Annotated in this window: 22 protein-coding genes; 10 read left to right on the forward strand and 12 right to left on the reverse strand. The window is 65.3% G+C overall.

The window, feature by feature from the left end:
• The first annotated feature begins 143 nt into the window (after positions 1 to 143).
• Positions 144 to 1,001, forward strand: coding sequence for a hypothetical protein (locus tag NDI56_RS18210; RefSeq protein WP_310921135.1), 858 nt, complete (start codon positions 144 to 146; stop codon positions 999 to 1,001).
• Positions 1,002 to 1,127: 126 nt separating this feature from the next.
• Positions 1,128 to 1,466, forward strand: coding sequence for a hypothetical protein (locus NDI56_RS18215; RefSeq protein ID WP_310921136.1), 339 nt, complete (start codon positions 1,128 to 1,130; stop codon positions 1,464 to 1,466).
• Positions 1,467 to 1,542: 76 nt separating this feature from the next.
• On the opposite strand, the gene NDI56_RS18220 is transcribed toward NDI56_RS18215, so the two are convergent.
• The 5 genes from NDI56_RS18220 to NDI56_RS18240 all read right to left on the reverse strand — a co-directional run bounded on the left by NDI56_RS18220 (position 1,543) and on the right by NDI56_RS18240 (position 3,885).
• Positions 1,543 to 1,881, reverse strand: coding sequence for a DUF7130 family rubredoxin-like protein (locus NDI56_RS18220; protein WP_310921137.1), 339 nt, complete (start codon positions 1,879 to 1,881; stop codon positions 1,543 to 1,545).
• 84 nt (positions 1,882 to 1,965) lie between these two features.
• On the reverse strand, positions 1,966 to 2,604 hold the full coding sequence (gene dps / locus NDI56_RS18225; RefSeq protein WP_310921138.1) for a DNA starvation/stationary phase protection protein Dps: 639 nt from the start codon (positions 2,602 to 2,604) through the stop codon (positions 1,966 to 1,968).
• A gap of 114 nt (positions 2,605 to 2,718) precedes the next feature.
• Positions 2,719 to 2,955 (reverse strand): PRC-barrel domain containing protein, encoded by a 237-nt coding sequence (locus NDI56_RS18230; RefSeq protein ID WP_310921139.1) that lies wholly within the window; start codon positions 2,953 to 2,955, stop codon positions 2,719 to 2,721.
• Between the two features lie 82 nt (positions 2,956 to 3,037).
• Entirely contained in the window at positions 3,038 to 3,400 is a 363-nt protein-coding gene (locus NDI56_RS18235) for a DUF5789 family protein (protein WP_310921140.1), read from the reverse strand.
• A 116-nt stretch (positions 3,401 to 3,516) separates the two neighbouring features.
• The gene (locus tag NDI56_RS18240; RefSeq protein WP_310921141.1) at positions 3,517 to 3,885 is read right to left on the reverse strand and encodes a hypothetical protein; all 369 of its coding nucleotides are present in this window, start codon (positions 3,883 to 3,885) and stop codon (positions 3,517 to 3,519) included.
• Between the two features lie 268 nt (positions 3,886 to 4,153).
• On the opposite strand from NDI56_RS18240, the gene NDI56_RS18245 reads away from it, so the two are divergent.
• The 3 genes from NDI56_RS18245 (at position 4,154) to NDI56_RS18255 (ending at position 6,570) form a co-directional block, all read left to right on the forward strand.
• A complete protein-coding gene (locus NDI56_RS18245; protein WP_310921142.1) occupies positions 4,154 to 5,167 on the forward strand; it encodes a CBS domain-containing protein in 1,014 nt (337 codons plus the stop codon).
• A gap of 136 nt (positions 5,168 to 5,303) precedes the next feature.
• Positions 5,304 to 5,882, forward strand: coding sequence for a hypothetical protein (locus NDI56_RS18250; RefSeq protein ID WP_310921143.1), 579 nt, complete (start codon positions 5,304 to 5,306; stop codon positions 5,880 to 5,882).
• Between the two features lie 52 nt (positions 5,883 to 5,934).
• Complete coding sequence (locus tag NDI56_RS18255; protein ID WP_310921144.1) at positions 5,935 to 6,570, forward strand: DUF2238 domain-containing protein; 636 nt, start codon at positions 5,935 to 5,937, stop codon at positions 6,568 to 6,570.
• Positions 6,571 to 6,603: 33 nt separating this feature from the next.
• Here NDI56_RS18255 and NDI56_RS18260 read toward each other — a convergent pair whose 3' ends face one another.
• On the reverse strand, positions 6,604 to 7,344 hold the full coding sequence (locus tag NDI56_RS18260) for a GNAT family N-acetyltransferase (protein ID WP_310921145.1): 741 nt from the start codon (positions 7,342 to 7,344) through the stop codon (positions 6,604 to 6,606).
• Positions 7,345 to 7,507: 163 nt separating this feature from the next.
• Positions 7,508 to 8,068, reverse strand: coding sequence for a metal-dependent hydrolase (locus NDI56_RS18265; RefSeq protein WP_310921147.1), 561 nt, complete (start codon positions 8,066 to 8,068; stop codon positions 7,508 to 7,510).
• Positions 8,069 to 8,216: 148 nt separating this feature from the next.
• Between NDI56_RS18265 and NDI56_RS18270 the strand changes: the two genes are divergently transcribed.
• Positions 8,217 to 8,576: a hypothetical protein gene (locus tag NDI56_RS18270; RefSeq protein WP_310921148.1), complete on the forward strand. Its 360-nt coding sequence runs from the start codon at positions 8,217 to 8,219 to the stop codon at positions 8,574 to 8,576.
• Between the two features lie 1,267 nt (positions 8,577 to 9,843).
• Here NDI56_RS18270 and NDI56_RS18275 read toward each other — a convergent pair.
• Together NDI56_RS18275 and NDI56_RS18280 are read right to left on the reverse strand one after the other, a co-directional pair.
• Positions 9,844 to 11,031 (reverse strand): orc1/cdc6 family replication initiation protein, encoded by a 1,188-nt coding sequence (locus NDI56_RS18275; protein WP_310921149.1) that lies wholly within the window; start codon positions 11,029 to 11,031, stop codon positions 9,844 to 9,846.
• A gap of 545 nt (positions 11,032 to 11,576) precedes the next feature.
• Positions 11,577 to 11,954, reverse strand: a complete 378-nt coding sequence (locus tag NDI56_RS18280) for a hypothetical protein (protein ID WP_310921150.1) — start codon at positions 11,952 to 11,954, stop codon at positions 11,577 to 11,579.
• A gap of 340 nt (positions 11,955 to 12,294) precedes the next feature.
• On the opposite strand from NDI56_RS18280, the gene NDI56_RS18285 reads away from it, so the two are divergent.
• A complete protein-coding gene (locus NDI56_RS18285; RefSeq protein ID WP_310921151.1) occupies positions 12,295 to 12,642 on the forward strand; it encodes a DUF7510 family protein in 348 nt (115 codons plus the stop codon).
• Between the two features lie 22 nt (positions 12,643 to 12,664).
• On the opposite strand, the gene NDI56_RS18290 is transcribed toward NDI56_RS18285, so the two are convergent.
• Positions 12,665 to 13,714 (reverse strand): glycosyltransferase family 4 protein, encoded by a 1,050-nt coding sequence (locus NDI56_RS18290; RefSeq protein ID WP_310921152.1) that lies wholly within the window; start codon positions 13,712 to 13,714, stop codon positions 12,665 to 12,667.
• Between the two features lie 207 nt (positions 13,715 to 13,921).
• Here NDI56_RS18290 and NDI56_RS18295 point away from each other — a divergent pair, with 207 nt between their 5' ends.
• The 3 genes from NDI56_RS18295 (at position 13,922) to NDI56_RS18305 (ending at position 16,986) form a co-directional block, all read left to right on the forward strand.
• Positions 13,922 to 14,308, forward strand: a complete 387-nt coding sequence (locus tag NDI56_RS18295; protein WP_310921153.1) for a DUF4112 domain-containing protein — start codon at positions 13,922 to 13,924, stop codon at positions 14,306 to 14,308.
• Between the two features lie 134 nt (positions 14,309 to 14,442).
• The gene (malQ, locus tag NDI56_RS18300) at positions 14,443 to 15,933 is read left to right on the forward strand and encodes a 4-alpha-glucanotransferase (protein ID WP_310921154.1); all 1,491 of its coding nucleotides are present in this window, start codon (positions 14,443 to 14,445) and stop codon (positions 15,931 to 15,933) included.
• Between the two features lie 225 nt (positions 15,934 to 16,158).
• Positions 16,159 to 16,986, forward strand: coding sequence for a formyltransferase family protein (locus tag NDI56_RS18305; RefSeq protein ID WP_310921155.1), 828 nt, complete (start codon positions 16,159 to 16,161; stop codon positions 16,984 to 16,986).
• Between the two features lie 2 nt (positions 16,987 to 16,988).
• Here NDI56_RS18305 and NDI56_RS18310 read toward each other — a convergent pair whose 3' ends face one another.
• Positions 16,989 to 19,091 (reverse strand): hypothetical protein, encoded by a 2,103-nt coding sequence (locus NDI56_RS18310; protein ID WP_310921156.1) that lies wholly within the window; start codon positions 19,089 to 19,091, stop codon positions 16,989 to 16,991.
• Positions 19,092 to 19,095: 4 nt separating this feature from the next.
• The gene (locus tag NDI56_RS18315; protein WP_310921157.1) at positions 19,096 to 20,115 is read right to left on the reverse strand and encodes a hypothetical protein; all 1,020 of its coding nucleotides are present in this window, start codon (positions 20,113 to 20,115) and stop codon (positions 19,096 to 19,098) included.
• Between the last annotated feature and the right edge of the window lie 123 nt (positions 20,116 to 20,238).

A 20,238-nucleotide genomic window follows, 5' to 3' on the forward strand; every position in this document is an offset into this window, starting at 1 on the left:
GCACACGACCGAGGTGTAGCGCGTCGCCGGGTACTGGCCGGTGAAGTCCGAACAGCCCGGCCCCAGTCTGAGAAGCGCCCGAACGGTGTGTGCACCGTGTGCGCCGACTACGCCTCACTAACACAATCATGAGTCAATCCGATATGAAGCAGACAGACGAGCTGATGAGCAACGCGATCCAGATGCAGCAAAACGCCCTCGACATCGGACAGGAGGCACTGGATCAAGCGGTCGAGATTCCCCTCAAACAGTCCATCGAGCTCCAGAAGAGCGCCGGGAAGCTGTTCCTCAACGGGCTGGAGATGAGCAGCTGGCTCGGCAATCGCAGTGCCGAGCTCACACGCGAAGCGATGGACACCTACTTCCAGACCGTCGACAACGCCGCGGAGAACGCCACGCAGATGACCGAGCAGGGCATCGAGCAGGCCAGTAACTTCGGTCAGCAGCAACTGCAGTCCCAGCGACAGCAGCTCCAGAGCGGGAACGGGATGTTCAGCCAGCAGGGCATCGGTACCTCCCCGGGGGAGCAGGGCCAGTCCGGACAGCAAGCACCGGCGAGCCAGCAGCCGACACCGGAGCCCCAGTCGGCCGGTCAGCAGCCGATACAACCCCCGACACAAAAGATTGAGCCCGCTGAGCAGACCCAGCAGCCCCCCGCCGAGCAGATGCAGCAGCCGCCGGGCCAGCAGATCCAGCAGCCCCCCGCCGAGCAGATGCAGCAGCCGCCGGGCCAGCAGATCCAGCAGCCACCCGCCGAGCAGATACAGCAGCCGCCGGGCCAGCAGATACAGCAGCCACCTGCCGAGCAGATACAGCAGCCCCCCACCGAGCAGATACAGCAGCCGCCGGGCCAGCAGATACAGCAGCCGCCGGTCCAGCACCAGACCCAGCCGGCACCGGTGCAGGAGAGCCAGCAGCCACAGCAGCCCCAGCCGGCAGTCGAGGGCGGCGTGCCCGAAGAGGAGTCCGCCGCCACCGAGGTGCCGGTCGAGAACGCCTAAGTCGGGCGTCACGCCGTTCTTTTTTATCGAGGACGCGGGAGTAGTCGGGTGATACCGCGGCGCCGACGCGGCTAGCGCAATTGTACTTATTTATCGGCCAGCAGAAACATCGACTGGTGATTCACCGTGCAGATTATCTGTAAAGACGGAACCACGATTCAGTGTGACGACTTCGAGGCGATAGATTCGGGCGTCCTGTTCTTCCAGGAGACTCCGGGCCGGCCGACAGAGGCCGGCGAAGAGGACGAAGAGGAAGAGGCGGAGGACCGAAAGGCCGACGGCTTCGTTCCGGTCACAGAGGTCCACTTCGTGCTGCCCGACGAGATGGTACAGCAGACGCCCCAGCGCGGCATGCAGGAGCGAGGACAGATGCCACCGGGCGCGCCGGCACAGCAGGGCGGCGGCGTCGCACAGCAACAGCAGATGCAGCAGTTCCCCGGCGGCCCCCGCCAGTCCGGTCGGTAGCGGCCCGCGTCGCGGTCCGTCGGACCGACCGCCGGTCCGAAACGCTATCCAGCACAGCGCCGTCCCGAATTCCTTCTCAGTCCTCGGTCCAGTACATCAGTTCCTCGCGTTCGACGCCGCAGTTCGGACAGCTCTCGGGTAACGCGTCGCCGAGGTCGCCCATCTCACCGCAGTTGAGACAGCGCCACATCAGCTCCGCCTGACCGAAGGAGTGTCCCGAGCGGACGTGTTCGACACTGAACGCTTCGACGCCGTCACGGGTGGTCAGGAAGACCCCACCGGCCTCCATGCCGCGGACGCTGCCGACGGGCCGGCCGGCGTCGTCGTATAGTGTCTGGCCGAAGGACAACGACGTCGCGTCGTCGGTGGCCTGAGCGTCCGATTCTCGCTCCGGTGTCTCGCCTCGTCCCGTCATACGCCCCCTTCGGCCCGAGAGGGCAAAACTCTGTTTCCCTGTCAGGAACGGGCGGAAGCGAAGGGTCGATCCGAGGCCGCGTCGTTACTGCTGGGTGCCGACGGCGCCCTGCTGGGCGGAAGCGGCCCCAGTCCCCTGCTGTGGGGACTGAAGGTGGGCTTCGAGGAACCACAGGGCCTTCGAGACGTCGCGGGACACCTCGTTGAGCAGGTCGGCCGTGTCGAGGTCGCCCTGCTGGCTGGCGAGCTCTATCTGGCGGTAGAGCGTGGCGTCGAGCACCGAGATGTTGTAGGCGAGTTCGTCCACCAGTGACTGCCCGTCAGCGGCGGTGTGTGACAGCCGCGGCACCGACGACTGCTGTGCGACGGCGGCCGCCGTCCCCATCGGCTGCCCGCCGAGCGCGCTCGCTCGCTCGGCGACGGCGTCGATGTGCGGCTCGAAGTCGTCGACGAGGTCCTCGAACAGTTCGTGGAGCTGGTAGAACTCGATGCCTTTCACGTTCCAGTGAGCGTGTTTCAGCTGCATGTGCACCGCCGAGAGGTCGGCGAGACACTGGTTTAGCACCCCGATACTCGTCGACCTGACGCTCTCGGGGAGATAGCTTCGCGTCGGGTACTGCGTGCCGACGGGGGCCGTAAGCGACTCGGACTGCTGGCCGGTCGAGCCCTGGCTCTCGGTGGCTGGCTGGCGCTGCTGCTGGACGGACTGCTGGCTCTGACTCATAGGTTCGCTCCACTCCGTGGTTCGGTCGCGCCCGTGTTGAAGGTTAGTGTGGCCCAATCAGGTGTCAGTAGCGCTCGTAGGTGGCCGTCACAGCGGCGACGGACCACAGCAGCGTCACATCGGCGCGTCGAGGCGTATCTCCTCGTCCGTCGTCTCCCTGACGACCTCGGGCTGGAGCGGCCACAGCTCGTCGGTGTCGTCCCAGCCGAGCTTCCCCTGTATCGTCTCGTCGATATCCGGGTCGCGGTCGACGTACGCCGTCGCGTTTCGGTACTCGCCGACCCGTCCCACGGGGTCCCCGTCGTAGACGACTATCTTCCCGATGTCCGCTTCAGTTATCTGTTGGTCCATGTTCGGACGGTGCCGCCCGAGGGGCATACGGCTGTGACCTGCGTCTGCAGGCCGCCGGCGGACAGGCACACGGGGGCCGGCACTACGCCTCGTCGTCGTCGAGCGGGTCGACCGGGCGTTGTTCGTTGTACTCCGCTGGCCCGTCGGCACGCCCGGTCAGCTCGTGGTAGACAGCTTCGCGGGCCTCGTCCGCGGACTCGAAACGCTCGTCGACGAGGCGGTCGAACACCGACCCCAGCGACTCGGTCTCGTTGGGGAGGTCCAGCACCTCGTCGCCGTATTCGACGGACAGTTCCTCCGCGGTGACGGGGTACTTCGCTTCCTCGAGGAGTCCGCCGACGTGGCCCAGCGCGTCTTCGACGGTCTCGGTCCGCGCCCGACGGCGGTCGACTGCATCCTCCTGGACACGCTCGTGGTCCGGGTCGTACGAATCGTCGTCGCGCATGGCGAAACGTAGGCCGGCGTGACGCAAAGTTCTGTCCCATCAACTGACACGCCCGGGCGACAGCGCGCGACTGGGAGGGGGTTACTTCACACTGATATCAGTGTTATAGTAAACGGTTACTGTGTCAGTCGAACCGTCCTGTGGGTCGGGGGTCGGGACGGCAACCGAAGCCACGGGAGCGCGGGCAGATACAGCGCGCTCGGTCGCGGATACCCGCTCGGGTTCGGGACGAACACGGTGCGAGGGGGCGCGGCTGCTGTGGTAGTCGTCCGGGGGCGAGCGCGGGACTGGGCGGAGGCCTCGGCCGCCGCGGGAGAGTCCGCCGTCGAGTCGTCCTCGGACGTCGCCGATTCGGACGGGTCTGTCCCTGCCTCGGGCCGTTCGTCTTTCGCGAGGAACCGCCCAGTCTCCGGGTCCCGCGGTTGTCCGCGGGACTGCTCGCCGTCGGCGGACTCGTCCGGTGGGTCGCTCTCGTCCGATGTCATACTGTCCTCCGGGCCAGCGTCGGAAACTACCGACCAGAACACATAAAGACGGTCGATGATTCGACAGTTTTCGCCCCGCTTACCGGAATAAGTAGGACTTTTCCTCGCCATCGGACAGACGAGTGTCGCGCTCGGCGGCCGGCGGCTATCGGCCCGTACAGCCCAGTTGACAGCCCTTCGAGACCACCCGACCGCTGCCCCGGCAAGGATTTATCTGACACTGGAGCGAACGGTTGCACCGTCGGCCGCCAGCGGATAGCACATCACCATGACACCCAACCACGGATACACCCCGACAGACGACCGACGGAGCGACCAGACCGGACAGCGACCGCCGACCCAGCGCTCACAGCAGCCGTCACAGACACAGCAACCACGACAGCAGGGCATCTCACAGCCGACACAACAGTTCGGGCAACAACAGACCGGGCAGCCAACACAGCAGTTCGGGCAGCAAGCCGGACAGTCCACACAGCAAGTCGGACAGCCCACACAGCAGACACAACAGTTCGGGCAGCAAGTCGGACAGCCAACACAGCAAGCCGGACAACGGACACAACAGCCCGGGCAACAAGTCGGACAGCCGACACAGCAGGCCGGACAGCCCACACAGCAGGCCGGACAGCCCACACAGCAGGCCGGGCAGCCAACACAGCAGGCCGGGCAGCCAACACAACAGTTCGGACAGGCCGGACAACCACAGGCTCCACAGCAGGGCCAGTCGCCGCCCGGACAGCGGCTGGGCCACTCACAGTCGGTCCAACAGGCGTCCCAAGCAGGCGGCGTCCAGCAGCAGACCACACAGCCGTTCGGGATGCAACAGCCCCAGCGACAGGCGAGACAGGAGGCGATGCTCAAACCGCGACGGGTCAACGAAATCATCACCGAGGACGTGGTCACTGCCGAGAAGGACACTCCGGTCCGAACTGTCGTCGCGAAGATGGCCGAAAGCAACGTCGGCTCGGTCGTAGTCGTGGAGGAGGACCGACCCATCGGCGTCATCACCGACCGCAAGGTGGCGCTCGCGCTCGAAGAGATGCCGGACATCGCCCAGCGGACGGCCGACGAGCTGCTCCACGGCGACGTGTTCACGGCCGACCCGTCGATGAGCATCTTCGACGCCATCCAGGTGATGAGCGACGAGGGGATCCGCCGACTGCCGATAGTCGACGACAACGGCGCCCTCCGCGGTATCGTCACCCTCGACGACACGCTGGTTCTGCTCGGCGGCGTCGTCAGCGACGTGGCCGACACCGTCCAGTCCCAGTCGCCGCGGCTGTAGCGCGGGCCGCTGTCGCTCGGCCCGATGCCCCGCGACGGGACCGAGGCGTCGGTCGCCCGGTCCCGCGACGCGTCGCGTGTGGACGGATATCCGGCCCTGGATTTAGGGGGCCACAGCGGGTACTGTCGTACTGTCGATGTCTCTCGGACTGGAAAGTGACGGCGTCGACGGCGTGCTCGGGTGGATACTCGCCGGTGCCCTCGCGCTCGCGACGGCCACACACGCGATTGCCGGCGACCTGCTCTGGGCGGGGCTCGGAGCGGCCGTGCTCGCGGTGGCGCTCCTCCCGCCCGCAGTCGCCGCGCGCCCGACCGCGATGGTCACCTGGGAGGTACTCGCCGTCGCGGCGCTGCCGGTCGGCGTGCACGCGCTGGGTCTGGCCGGCGACTGGCTCGCCTCGGTGACGGTCCCGGCGCTCGCGCTGGTGGTCGCTGTCGACCTCGACGCGCTGACTGCGGTACAGATGAGCGCCGAGTTCGCCGTCGCCTTCGTTGTCGTCGTCACCATGGCCCTGGCGGGGCTCTGGACCGTCGCCGGGTTCGTCTCCGACGCGGTCCTCGGAACGACGGTGCTCGGGGACCAGACCGAGGTCATGTGGGACCTCGTCGCCACGACCGGCGTCGGCGTTCTCGCGGGGGGCCTCTTCGAGCTGTACGTCCGCCGTCGGGCGTCAGTCCGACACCTCACGGCGGACCCGGGGGGCGACGACCCGTGAATCCGGTTCGAGGTGTGCCGCCGCTCGGGGAGCGAGAGGAGGGCGGTGCCGCGTGACTGACGACGGTCGTCCGTTCGCGGTCGCCGCCCGATTCGGCCAGCTCCTGCTGGTGGCCCTCGTCGGCTACGGCGCCCTCGCCGGCCGGCTCACGGTGGTCACGAACGGGCTGCTCGCCCTCGCGCTCACCGGCGTCCCCGCGGTGGTCGACTGGTACTACGCCCACGAGACGGACCCGCGGCTCCTGCTGTGGATCGTGCTGGCCGCCCTGCTCCACGTGGCCGGGTTCCTCGGTGCCTACAGCGTCCAGACCGGCCTCCTCAGCTGGTACGACCAGGTCGCACACATGGTGTCGGCGGCCCTGGTGGCCGGCGTCGGATACGCGATACTCGTCGCGCTCGACCGGCGCTCGCGACGGAATCGGTTCCCCGGCAGCTTCCGCTTCGTCTTCACGGTCGCGCTCGTCATGGCCGTGGGGGTGAGCTGGGAGATACTGGAGTTCGGTGCCGGGACCGTCGCCGGGCTGCTCGGCGCCGACGAGGTGCTCGTGCAGTACGGGACCGACGACATCGTCTTCGACCTGACGTTCAACACCCTGGCCGGCGTCCTCGTGGCGGTGTGGGGAACGGGGTATTTCACCGGTCTCACGTCGTTGTTCCGCCGCCACTGGCCGGGGTCCGGGAACTCGTGAGGCCACGGAGACAGCGGGCGGTTGCGCGCGGCGTCAGAGATACGCCCCGTCCCACTCGTCGGCCAGGTGGACGTTCCCACAGGAGCCACATTCGAGCCTGTCAAGCCCGTCCGCGGAGACGTCGGTGCTGCCACACTGCGAACAGAAGTAGCCGTACGCCGACTCTCGCTGTTCGGAGACGAACAGGTGGAAAAACGGCGCCTCACGGCCGGGAATCGGCTCGTCGCTGTCGAGGGGGCGCTCCTCGTCACCCGCGCGGACGGTGTCGGGAACGGGGACGGCCGGCTCGTTCGGTTCCTCTGCCCGCTCGCCCTCGGCGTACACCGTCACACCGAACTCGTGGCCGCCGATTTCGAGCCAGTCGCGGCCCTGCTCCGTGAGTCCGAATCTGGTGCAGAACGCCCCGCCCTCGACGGCGTCGTCGAGGACCTCCCACGCGAGCGGTGCGTCGTCACTGTGGTCGTCGACGAGGTGCTCGACCAGCGCCGACCCGATCCCCCGGCCCCGAGCCTCCGGGTCGACGTGGAGCCACCGGATTCGGCCCGCGGCCGTGCCGTCGAGAAAGCCACTGACAACCACGTCGTCGTCGACCTCGGCCTCGGCGACGAGGAACCACCCGTCGTCGAGCCGCTCGTCGACGGCGTCCGCGGAGAAACACTCCTCGACCACCGTCGCTATCTCCTCGGGACTGAGTGCGAACGACGACTGAAAGGAGCTCTCGGCGATACGCCTGATGCGGTCGCTGTCCGCGGTCGTGGCTTGCCGGATGTCCATACGTGGCGTTCTCGCTCCGTGTGCAAAAGTGGTGGTCCGCGCCTCTCCGTGACCCACGTCGTAACCGAGAGGGCAGGGTTCGTGCAGGCTGCTTCGACGGTGGCCGAGCGTGTCTCGTCGGCTTAACTGTCGAGTCTGGCGGCCGAATTACGAGCGGCCGGCGCTACTCCGCCCGCTGGATGCCCCACCGATGGGAGTACGAGAACCCGGTCGCCGCGACGAGCGCGTGGAGGATGACCGCGACGAGGAGGAGTCCGGCGTTCCACAGCCTGGCGTTGTACCAGATGAGGTCGACGGACCATGGTTTCTCGAAGAAGGGCCAGAACGGCTGGACCGGCGGGGCGATGTCCGGTGCCGAGAGCATATCGGCGAACAGGTGACTGTAGCCCCCCAGCAGAAGTCCGCCGGTAACGAAGACGAACAGCGTCCCCGCGGCGAGTGTGTACCCTCGCTCTTTGAGCCACTGCCGTTCGAGCTGTGATTCGAGGGCGTACTCGGCGACGACACCGGCGACGATGGCCACGAGCGTAACGAACAGAACGGTGTGCGTGATACCGTGGTGGGTGATCGGCAGGACCGTCCGCAAGACCAGGTCGGCATCCGGAAGCATCGCTGTCGTGAGCGTGAACCCGATAAACAGGAGTGCCACCCGACCGTCCCAGAGAGCCCACGCCGGAAGCGCCCACAACAGGGCCATCGCGAAGTGCCCCATGACGTCAACCATCCGTGCCACCCCAGGCGGTGCACATAGACACAGATTGTCATACTGACATTTAACAGTTATGTGGCGTGCGAACGCGCTCGGAGCCGCGGGCCACTGTCCCCCGAATAGCCCCGTCATAACTACCCGGAAACCGGCCTTCGCGCCCAGTATGGCAGTCGTCGATACGCTCATCGTCTTCGTCGTGAACCTCCTCATCGGCGCGCTCGGAATATACGTCGGTGCCCGCGTGATCGCCGACTACGACGATTACACCTACGCCATCGTGACGGCCCTCATCGGTGGATTCGTCTGGGCTCTGGTGGCGTTCTTCCTGGGCTGGATTCCGCTCCTCGGCCCGTTGCTCGCGCTCGCGGCCTACATCGCCGTCATCAACGCCCGCTATCCCGGCGGCTGGCTCGAAGCGATCGGAATCGCCGCCATCGCCTGGCTCGCGTCGGTCGTGGTCCTGTTCCTCCTGGGAGTGCTGGGGCTCGTCGCGTTCGAGGCTATCGGTGTCCCCGGCGTGTGAGAGCGTACTCCACGACGGGCCGACAGAGCGGAGCGTTGATTCGGAGCGACGTGACGACCTCGACCGAAGTGGCGAGGCGGCAAGGGCGAGAGACACATAGATATCCGTAGCTACGTTTCGATTCGTCGTTTCTGGATGAGGAAATCCAGCAGTTTTCCGTTTCCGGGTAGGGTTTTGGACAAAGAAAGAGAGTACACGTGAGAGTGAAAACTGAAAGAGCAATTGTAACACTGAATGGTACGCTTTTGGGAGTGTTACTCCGATATCGGGATAACGCGTTCGAGAACTGCGTTGTCTGGATCTCGACACCGCGCTACTGGAAACAGCTACCGCTGTCTCGACACCCGCCCGAATCGCGATGGTGCCGACGGGGATGCCAGACGGCACGTCGGTGAGTTGCCCACGCCGGGGGGCTGTCCACGTCCGCGAGCTGGCGGCGAAGTCACCGGACGTCAGTCAGCCAGTGGACGGACGGGCGCTAACAGCGGAACCGGTGGGGTCCAGTCCCTCGTTAGCTGTCCGTCGGGCTGACCCCCATGGTCAGGAGTAGGGAACGAGGCGGGGGACGCATTAACCAACAGTCCGCCGGTGGAGCCGGTTATGTTGGTTAACCGCTCAGCCGAATCGAGACGCGTGTCGCGGGACTGTGAATGGCCCGGCTATTCGCGAACTCGACCGTCGCCCGAGAACTGGCTCTGTCGTGCTGGGCGCTCGCCTAACAGCGGAACCGGTGGGGTGTGCGGCGCGCTGCGGGTCGTGTAACAGCGGAACCGGTGGGGTCGGGCGGACGTCCTCACCCTCGACAACAGCGGAAGTAGTGGTGTGCGTCCTTCGGGACAGCGGGCGGTAACAGCGGAAGTAGTAGGGGTGTAATACTGACGGAAAGAACGGTCGGTTGCTCGAAATAACAGTTAAAGGGTAGCTAAAATGGTAACAGATAGAGACAAACGACAGCAGTGGAACTCACGGGACCCCGTACTGTCGACAGGACCCCGGAGAGCGCGCTAACAGCGGAACTAGTGGTGTTCGCCCGGAGCGTCAGCGGTAACAGCGGAACCGGTGGGGTCGGTCGGTAGTGTCGGTTATCAGAGAGAGTGAGCGGCCGGAGAATACGGAGGCTACTCGCGTCGTCACGAAGAGCTTCGGCGACAGCGGGCCGCGAGAGCGGCGTAGCCGATGGATAACAGCGGAACCAGTGGGGTCGCAGACAGAGGGTCGGTGGTGGTGCCGTTCCGGGCGGGCGGCAGTAACAGCGGAACCGGCGGGGTCAGGGCGTGGCGTCGAGAATCTCGGAGAGGCCGGTCTTGACCGACGAGACGGACTGTTCGAGTTCGTGTTCCTTGTACTTGCCACCGCCCTTGCCGCGGTTGAACTCCGTCGAGGAGATGATTCCCAGCTGGTCGAGTTCGCCGAGATAGTCCCGCACCGAGCGCAGCGAGACGGGGTCCATGCCGTTCTCGTTTGCGACCTGCTGGTACGCAGCGAGGATGTCCTTGGTCCGGGCCGGCGTCTCGTCGCGCTCGGCGAGGAGCGTGAGCGCATAGAGGACGAGCTGGCCGTGGTCGGAGTAGTTTCTGATCCCCTCGACGACCTGGTCGGTCTGGAGGCGCTGTCGCGCCTCGCGGACGTGGGCCTCCGTGACGAGGGTATCGTTGTACTCCCTGGCGAGGTCCCCGGCTTCCAGCAGCAGGTCGAGCGCCTGTCGCGCGTCACCGGAGTCTTTCGCACCGTAGGCGGCACACATCTGGACGACGCCGTCGTCGAGGACGCCGTCCTTGAACGCCACGGAGTCGCGCTGCTGGAGGACGAGCTGGAGCTCTTGAGCGTCGTACGCCGAGAACGACACCTCCTTCTCGCAGAGGCTGGAGCGCACTTTCGAGGAGAGCTGGTTTCTGAAGTCGAGGTCGTTCGAGATACCGATGACGCCCAGCTTCGCCTCGGTGACGTCGCCGTTGGACCGAGCGCGCGGGAGCTTGTACAGCAGCGAGTCGTCCTGAATGTGGTCGACCTCGTCAAGCACGATGAGAACGGTGCCACCGACCTCGTTGAGTTCCTCGAACAGGAACTGGTAGACCGAGGCCTGTGGATAGCCGGTGTTGGATATCTGCTTGGCCGGGTCCCGGAGCTCGTTGACGAGTGCCACGGCGGCCTGGTAACTGGAGTTGAGACCGTCGCAGTTGATCTCGATGGTGTGTAAGTCGAGTTCGTGGACGTCGGCGGCGTCCCGTTTGAGCGCGTTGAGAAGATATCGCGTCGCGGCGGTCTTTCCGACGCCGCTTTTGCCATAGAGGAAGATGTTGGATGGACTCTCGTTGTTGATGACCGGCTGCAGGGCGGCGTGATACCGTTGTAACTCGTTGTCACGTCCGACCAGCTCCTCCGGTGTCCACTCCTCCAGAAGCGCCTCACGTTTCTCGAATATCGACGATGTCGGCGTAAACGAGAGTTCAGTCATTCATCAATGAGTGTGCGGGGGAGGGACTTAACCTTTGGTTCCTTTGCTTCCGTTGCTTCCGCTGTTGGCGTTCTTTTATATAGTGAGGACTCCACTAGTTCCGCTGTTAGCGGTAGACGGCCCGTTTCGTGGAAGTGGGGTGGGAGACACCCACCCCACTGGTTCCGCTGTTAGGAGAGGAGAAGGGAGGGGAGGGTGGAAGAACTGTGGAGGTGGTTGTAGCAGTCGGAGCGGTATCGTCGTCTCTAGGGCTACGCCACCGCGTACATTTCTAGATCTAGTGAATAAGTTTAAATATTCTCCCTGTAAACCAAACCCGTACGCCGTTTTCCACGAGATGACAACCCACCCCCTCCCATGGGGGTGGGGCCGTCTATCTCTCCGCTAACAGCGGAACCAGTGGGGTGGGTGTGGTCCCTCATCACTCAGGGTTTCTTGTCATTTCGGTCCTGATCATCTCCTCTCACACCTCCGGCACAGTAATCACAGTCGTTGTCCTCCTCTCGTCCCGACGTAACTCACTCTACCCGGCAGTCGGAAGCCACTCAGATGACACGCAAAACGACGACCGAGAAGCTGACGAACAGGCCGATTCCGACGAAGACGTATATCCGGTCGGCATCGGCGTCGAGTCCCCGCGAGAGCTCGTGAATCATGATTCCCAGCGCGAGGAAGAAAATCACCACCACAGACACCATGAGGAATCGGTAGGCGACGATTATCTGCAGTTCGAGAAAGCCACCGATAAACAGTAACGTCGCGGCCACCATCGCCGTGAGCAGCCCCAGAATCCCCATTCCCCCGACGAAAATCCGATACCGCCTGTCGTCCTCGTCCGTGACGGAGTTGATCGCGAAGTTCGTGATAAGGACGATAATCGGAAAGACGATCGCGGCTATCTGTATCTGTGTCGTATCTATCATGTGTACTCCATTATGCGAACCCGGTACCCTTTCACGCTACTCTGCTCGTGTCACAGTGATATCCTTAGTCGTTTCAGATGGTCCCAGCCCGTTCCTCACGTAGTTGCCATCGCGTCCTCTGACCGATGAATCGGTCCGGACATACACACACGAGACTGGCTGTAGCATCGGCTTACCCGGCGGCTACGAACTCGGTTCGCCGCGGAGCAGCCGGACCCGGTGACGCCCGTCCGGCGCGGTTCACTCGAATCCAGGGACACCGACCTGCCCGGCTCACTCGTCTCTGGGGACTCGTTGCCTGTGGCGAAGGACTAAGTAAACGGTCCTACAATCTCCCGCTATGAGTGAGAGTTCGGGAAGCGACGATACGTCGCTCGAATCAGTCGATTTCGACATGGAGATCGGGAACGGCCGGACCGAAATCCGCGTCACGGGCGACCGCGACACGGCGGTCATCGTCCGCTCGGAGTCCGGCGAAAAGATATACCTCCCACCCGAGGACTTCGACCGCGAGGCCGAACCGGGCGCCAGCGCTTACGACAGCCCGTACGAACCGCGCAGCGGCGCTCAGGAGAGCCCGTACTCCACCCACCCTGACGCGTCCTCGGTGACCGGTATGGAACCGACGGCCGGCGGCTACTTCATCGTCCATCCGGAACCGATAACGGACATCCGCTTTCTCAGATAACTCCGGCGCCTCTCGCCCGTCGCTACTCCAGAATCTCGTTGTAGAACTCGACGTGTTCGTCGGCCACGTCCTCCCAGGTCCGTTCCTCGTACTCGATCGGCGTATCGAGGGCGAGTGCGTGCTCGATGCCGCTGGCTATCGAATCCGAGTCGGGAGTGACCTCGATGACGCAGTCCTCGGGTAACAGCTCCGCGGCCCCGCTCTCGCAGGCGACGACGCGGGTCCCGACCGAGAGCGACTCGACGATGGTAATCCCGAACGGTTCGGCGAGCGACGGGGAGACGAACAGGTCGGCACTGGCGTAGTAGTCCCCGAGTTCCTCCTGGGCGAGGAAGCCGGCGAACACGACCTGGTCTTCGATGCCCAGCAGCTCGACGAACCGCTTGAGCTGGTCGGTGAGATGGCCGGTTCCGCCGAGCACCAGGGTCAGGTCGTCGCGACGGAGCTTCGAGAGCGCGTAGATGAGGTAGGAAAGGCCCTTCTGGTCGGTGTGTCGGCCGACGAAAAACAGCATCTTCCCGTCGATATCGTACTTCGCCTTGATGTCCTCGCCCGCGGGTTCGACCGAGGAGAAGCCGTTGTAGATGACCCTGGAGTCGGCGTCGTACTGCTCTTTGATGCGTCGCTGCGTGAACTCGCTGACTGCGACGAGGTGGTCCGACCGGTTCGCGACGCGCTGTTCGGTCTGGACCTCCCGCTCGGGCGGGTTGACGTTGCGGTCGACCGACAGCGAATGAAACGACGTGACCCACTCGATGTCGGCGGTCGACGCGGCCCGCGTCCCGGGGTTGTACCCGAACCAGTCGTTGGTGTGGATGATGTCGAAATCCGCAGCGATATCGGCGAAATCGCCGGCCAAACGGCCGATTCGGGTGATGATGTCACCCTGTCCGGTGGGGACACCGTGGATACCGTCCCTGTCCTCCGGGGCGTACTCCGCCGGCAACACCAGCTCGAACTGGATGTCGTCGCGTGGTTCGAGCTGCTCGAACAGTTCCCCGACGACAGTGTCGAGACCGCCAGTGATGTTCGGTGGGAACCCCCAGCCAAGCATCAAAACTTTCGGTGGCATATCAGTAACCCGTACTGGTAAATCAAGTCAATACGGTAAATACGTTTGTGATAGTCAGGGGCCACTCGTCGGGATATCGCCGTCGTATCGCTCCCCGCCAGATGTCGTCACTCGCGAAATTCACTGTGGCCGTTTCGATAGCTTCCCGGACGAGCGAACTACCTTCCCGGAGAACACACCTATTCCTCTGGAGCGCCTCACGTCGCTATGGAACCGGACCCGATAGCACCGGAAACGCAGCTGACCGAGCGGGAGACGGCCGCCCTGAACCGTGTTCGCGTGGTCACGTACGCGCTCGACGATGCGGTCCGAATCCCGGGAACTGATTTCCGCTTCGGTCTCGACCCCGTGTTGAGCCTCCTTCCGATTGCGGGTGACGCCGCCGCCGCGGTCATCTCGCTGTATCCCGTGGCCGAAGCGTACCGGCTCGGAGTACCGCGGCGGACGCTCGCGGGGATGGTGCTGCTCGTCGCTGTCGACGCGGTCGCGGGCTCCGTCCCGCTGCTGGGGTCGGTGTTCGACGCCCTCTGGAGAGCCAACAGGTGGAATTATCGGCTGCTCGAACGGCAGCTCACCGACCCATCCCGGGGGTAATCTCGAACCTCATGCACTCGCGCTCCTCCCGTACCCCTCAGCACTCGCGCCCTTCACGCACTCGCGCTCCTCACGGGGCCGTCGAAACCGCTCCGGTCAATACCTTGAAATAGCTGTGTCGGGAACCGGGTCGTATGCGTTTTGAACGACAAAGTGGTGTCTTTCTCCATCTCACGTCGCTCCCCGGCCCCCACGGCGTCGGTGACCTCGGCGCCGGGGCCCGGGAGTTTATCGACTTCCTCGCACAGGCCGACCAGTCGCTGTGGCAGTTCTGCCCGCTGGGGCCGACCTCCAGCGCCCACGGGAACTCCCCGTATCAGGCCTACTCGGCCTTCGCCGGAAACCCGCTGCTCGTCGACCTCCGTGACCTCGCCGACCGCGGCTATCTCGACGGCGCCGCGCTCGACGCGCCGGACGCGGCCTCCCCGCACGAGGTCCGGTACGAGGAGATAACCGCGTTCAAGGAGTCCCACCTCCGCGACGCACACGAGCGGTTCGTGGCCGACCCAAACGACGGCGACGAGCGGGCGTTCGAGGCGTTCTGCGAGACCGAGGCGGCGTGGCTCGACGACTACGCGCTGTTTATCGCGCTGAAAGCGGAGTTCGACGGGCAGCTCTGGACGGAGTGGCCCCACGAGATAGTGACGCGGGACCCGGACGCCCTCGACGAGCGTCGCGAACAGCTCGCCGACGAGATACAGTACCACAAGTTCGTCCAGTGGGTCTTCGACGAGCAGTGGCAGGCGATGGCCGACTACGCGGCCGAACGGGGCGTCAAACTGGTCGGCGACCTGCCCATCTACGTCGCGCTGGACTCGGCGGACGTCTGGTCCGCTCCGGACGTGTTCCGGCTCGACGAGAACAACCAGCCCTCCGAGGTCGCCGGTGTGCCGCCAAACCCCGGTGACGACGGTCAGCGGTGGGGGAACCCGGTGTACGACTGGGACACCATCAGAGCGAACGATTTCGGGTGGTGGATACAGCGCTTCGAGCGCCTCTTCGACCAGGTCGACATCGCTCGTATCGACCACTTCAAAGGGTTCGACGAGTTCTGGGCTATCCCGGCCGAGGCCGACAGCCCGGCGGCCGGTCAGTGGCGCGAAGGGCCGGGCCGGGAGTTCTTCGACCGAATCCGGGCCGAACTCGGCGAGCTCCCGTTCCTCGTCGAGGACCTCGGCTTTCTGGACGAGCGCATGGCCTCGCTGCGGGACCACTACGACTTCCCGGGGATGCGCGTCCCGCAGTACGCAGACTGGTGTGAACAGGGACACATGTACCAGCCGATGCACTACCCCGAACAGTCGGTGGGCTACACCAGCACCCACGACACCGACACCATCGTCGGCTACTGGCGCGAGCTGGGCGACCGCCAGCGCGACTGTCTCAAACACAACCTCGGGACGGACGGCGACGGTATCGAGTGGGACATGATAGAGGCGGTGTGGAACTCCGACGCCGTCGTCGCGATGACGACGATGCAGGACCTGCTGGGCCTCGATAGCGACGCGCGGTTCAACGTCCCCGGCACGGCGACGGGCAACTGGCGCTGGCGGGTGACCTCGGAGGGGCTGGAGGGCGACATCGCCACGGAACTGATGCTGGTCACCGACCGCACGATTCGGTAGCCGGCTGTTCTCTGGCTGGCTCGCCTCTCGAGGGTATTCTGCCCGTCTTTACGGCACAGAGCGGTAATCCGGACATACCTGTCGTCGCGCCTCCTAATCTGGTGATTACTTTGCTCACCTGCACAGCCACGTACAGACGATGCCCAACCGGTCAGTTACACACACAACCCGCGCTGGTACTGTCGGAACGAGTCGCACGGACGAGCCGGACCAGTCAGCGATTCGATGACAGAGGACACCCAGATACACACGACGCTGCTCGTAAACAGCGGGACGCTCCCGCGCTGGCAGCGGGACGCACTCCAGCGAATGGTGACCGAGACCGACGCCGAGATAACACAGGTCGTCATCCGGGATTCGGAGTCGCGACAGGAGGGGCTCGCTGATTACGTACGGCACGCGACGGACCGCATCAGCGACTACCCGCTGTGGTCGCTCGTCGGTATCGTCCGGACGCTGACGGCGGACCCGGAGTACAAGCGCCACGTCCCCATCACCACCATCTCGGGGGTCGCCGGCGCGGAGTGGATATCCTGCCGGCCGAGGGCCGCCGACGGCGTCGGCAACGAACTCCCGGACGAGGTCGTCGAGCGGGTCAGGTCGGAGGCCGACGTGGCGGTCAGGTTCGGCTTTGGCATCCTGAAAGGTGACATCCTCGATGCGCCCACCCACGGCGTCCTGAGCTATCACCTCGGAGACATCAGGCAGTACCGCGGCCGTCCGGGCGGCCTCTGGGAGTTCCTCGCCGACGAGTCGGAGGTCGGCGTGACGGTCCAGCAACTCTCCGAGACGCTCGACGGCGGCCGAATCGTCACACTCGAACACGTTCGCGTCACCGAGACCGACACGTGGCAGGATATCCGGCGTCGGTCGGTCGAGACGGCCCGCGGACTGCTCGCCGAGAGCGTCCGTCGGCTGACCGAACCCGGGTACACGCCGGCGACGCCGGCCGAGACCGGGACGCTGTACACGCTCCCGCGGGGCGGAGCGGTGCTCGCCTATCTGCTGAAAAATAACCGGAATCGGTTGTGGCGAGTGTTACGGCCGACCTGAGCTCACTCGTCCTGGACGCGGACGACACCGACGCCGCTCAGGGAGAGCGACTGGATCTGCCCGGTGTAGCGGAAGGCGTCCTGTCCGTCGCCGACGGAACCGACCGCGCGGTTGTCGTCGACGCTGTCCGTCGTCAGGTCGGCTGTCAGTCCGTCGTCGGGCTCCATGGTGCGTTCCTCGTCGCGCTCCAGCGTGCCGGTGACGGTGACGTCGTACTCGACGGCTTCGCCGAGCGTCCCGCTGCTGTCGATGATGAGCGTCTTCGGCGACGCGTCTTCGACGGGCGTGAAGCCGCCGCTCCCATCACTTGACTCGTCCTCGCCGTCGCCGACCAGTTCGCCGAGCGAGACAGACTCGCCGTCGAGTGTCACCGACACTTCGTAGCCGTCGGTGACGACGAACTCGGTGATCGTTCCCGAGACGAGGTAACTGTCGACGGCGTCAGGGTTCATACTGACGCTGGTGGCCGTGTAGCTGCCGTCGTCGTTCTCGGTGATGGTGTCGGTCTCGGGCTCGGACTCGTCGCCGAACTCGATTGCACCGTCCGCGGTGAACGTGACGTCACAGTCGGTGTCGGGGTTGTCCGCGCTCGCGCGGATAGCCAGTTCCGTCGGCGACTGGTCGCCACCCTCCGGGGTGGACTCGACGCTCAGCGACTCCCCGTCGAGCGTCGCTGTCACGTCGTAGCCGGACGTGACTGTCACCGCGGTGACACTCCCGGCGACAGCGTAGGTGTCGATCGCGCCGGGGTCCATGCCGACGCTGGTAGCGGTGAAGCTGCCGTCGTCGTTCTCGGTGATGGTGTCGGTCCCGGGTTCGGACTCGTCACCGAAGGTCATCTCGCCGTCGGCGGTGACCGTGACGTCACAGTTCGCGTCGGGGTTGTCCGGACTGGCCGCTATGCGCAGCTGGCTCGGTCCGTCGCTGAACCCGCCGCTGTCGCTCCCACCGCCGGAGACCGGCTCTGGCGGCTCGGGGTTCTCGACGGGCGTCCACACCGTGTAGGACGTCGCCGGGGCCGTGGCCTCGCTGCCGGTGACCACGTCGAAGGAACTGGGCAGGCCGAACGTCCGGCCACCGCTCCCGCCGTCGGAGTCACCGCTGCTCTCGCCCTCCAGGGGGTTCCAGCGCCGCGATTCGATGTCCGTCCGGGGCTCGTCCCCGTTCGAGACGTCGCCGGATATCTCGTCGCCCGAGAACAGCTGGTCGCTGACGACGCTGACGTTCGACAGCGAGGAGTCGTCGACGGCGCCGCCGGGGGCGCTCGCCGTGTCGAACACTTCGCGGCCGCCGAAGTTACCGAAGCGGGAGTTCGACACCTCGATGCTGTTGGAATCCGTCGCGTCGCCGCCCCAGTCGAGACACGGACCGTCCGCCGGGCCGGCGTTCTCGGTGACGAGCGCGTCGCAGTTCTCGATGACAGTCGTGCCGCCGCCCTCGAACTTGAACATCCGGGGGGTCCCGCGGTCCTCCGAACTGCTGCCCTCCTCCTTGAAGTTGGGCACGGTGCCGTCGGCGAGGTAGATACAGTCCTCGACGGTGACGCCGCCGGCGCGGATGGGGCCGGCGCAGTTGTGGAACGCACAGCCCCGGAAGGTAACCGGCATCTCCTCGGTGTTGCGCTCGGAGTAGTAGAACGCCGAGTTCCCGTGCGGGCCGAAATAACAGTTCTCGACGAGCTGTTCGCCCGTCCCGCTGTCACACCGGGCGACGTAGCTGTCGGTCGGGTTCGCGGTCCCGTCGGGGAAGTTGAAGTTCACCCACTCCAGGCGACCGCCGCTGAGGTCGACGTCGATCTTGACCTGTTCTTCCGGTTTCTTCCCGAGGATATCGATGTTCTCGATGCGCAGGGTCCCGGCGGTGTCCATCGTCGCGTTCGAGTCCATCTCACAGTCGATAGAGACGCCGGCGGGGTCGCCGTAGATGGTCGCGTCGTCGGCCGAGAAGCCCAGATCGGAGTGACGTCCGGTGTACTCGCCTGCCGGGACGTACACCTGCACGCCGTTGCCGAGCGCGTCGTCGATCGCGCTTGGCAGGTCGTCGCCGCTGCTTACCTGTAGCTCTACCAGTTCGCTGCCGGGTCGGTCGGATGGAATAGATGGCATCGTGTTAGGCCTCACTCACGTTGATACTCTCGCCTGTCCAGCCCGCTTCGATGTCCCAGCCGGTGGTAAAGAGCGTTTCCTGGTCGCCGTACGCCACGCGGAGGTCCCGCATGGCACCGGAGCCACCCTCGCCGCCGGCGGCGAAGTTGACGACGCTCGTCCCGGGGCCGGCCCAGTTGAAGTCACAGTCCTCGATGGTGAGGTCCGCGCCGGCGACGGGGACCTGCACGCCGTGTTGCTGGGCGCCGTCGTCGCCCGCGGGTCCGGCCGCGGTCGCCTCGAAGTAACAGCCACGCACCACGCTGTTGTCCGGCGCGGCCCGGAGGGCGGCCGTTCCGGTGTTGACGAACGAGCAGTCCTCGACGACGACGCGGCCGTCGCCGGAGCCCGCCGGGGCCGCTACCTGCAGCGCCACGTCGGCGAACTTCCCGAAGTGACAGCGCTTGACCCAGAGCAGCCCCGCGTGGGACCGCTGGGCGTGGACGCCGTTCGACGCCGAGTTCGCGACCGCGCCGTCGGGGAAGTTCACGTTGATGAGTTGCACGCTCGCGTCGGCGGCCGCGCCGACCTCCCAGCGGGACTGGGTCTGGCCGCTCGCCCCTTTGACAGTGACGTTCTCGATTCGGACCAGCCCGCTCGCCGCGGTGATGACCGGTCGAACCGCCGTCTCGGTGTCTTTCGGCCGCCTGAACGTGACGCCGTCGGGCGAGCCGATGAGCGCCGCGTTCGTGTACTCGCCGCCCAGCCCCGCGCCGGTGTACTGGTAGGTGCCGGCGGGGACGTGCACCTCTACGCCGTCGGCGAGGTGCGTCTCGAGATACGAGTCGATGCTGTCACCGTCGGTTAAGCCCTCGTTACCGAGGTCTACGACCTCGCTCGCGGCCGTCCTCGGTCCCGAACTGGGCGCCCCGAGGGCGCTGCCACTGGCAAGGGCCAGCGTCGTGACACCAGCGGCTTTCAGCACCGCTCGCCGACTGGTATGGTGTTGCTTACTCTCGTCGCCACCGGGTTCCTCGTGTGCCATGTCCCGGTAGGCAGGAGCTATACAAATAGTATTTCTGACCATTTACCGCCGGGAGCGAATCACCTTGCCGAGGTCTTCTCCCCACGAGGCCGAGATGAGTCCACAGTTACGTACCGATTGTTT

This window comes from Halomicroarcula saliterrae, from assembly GCF_031624395.1.
Lineage (GTDB): Archaea > Halobacteriota > Halobacteria > Halobacteriales > Haloarculaceae > Haloarcula > Haloarcula saliterrae.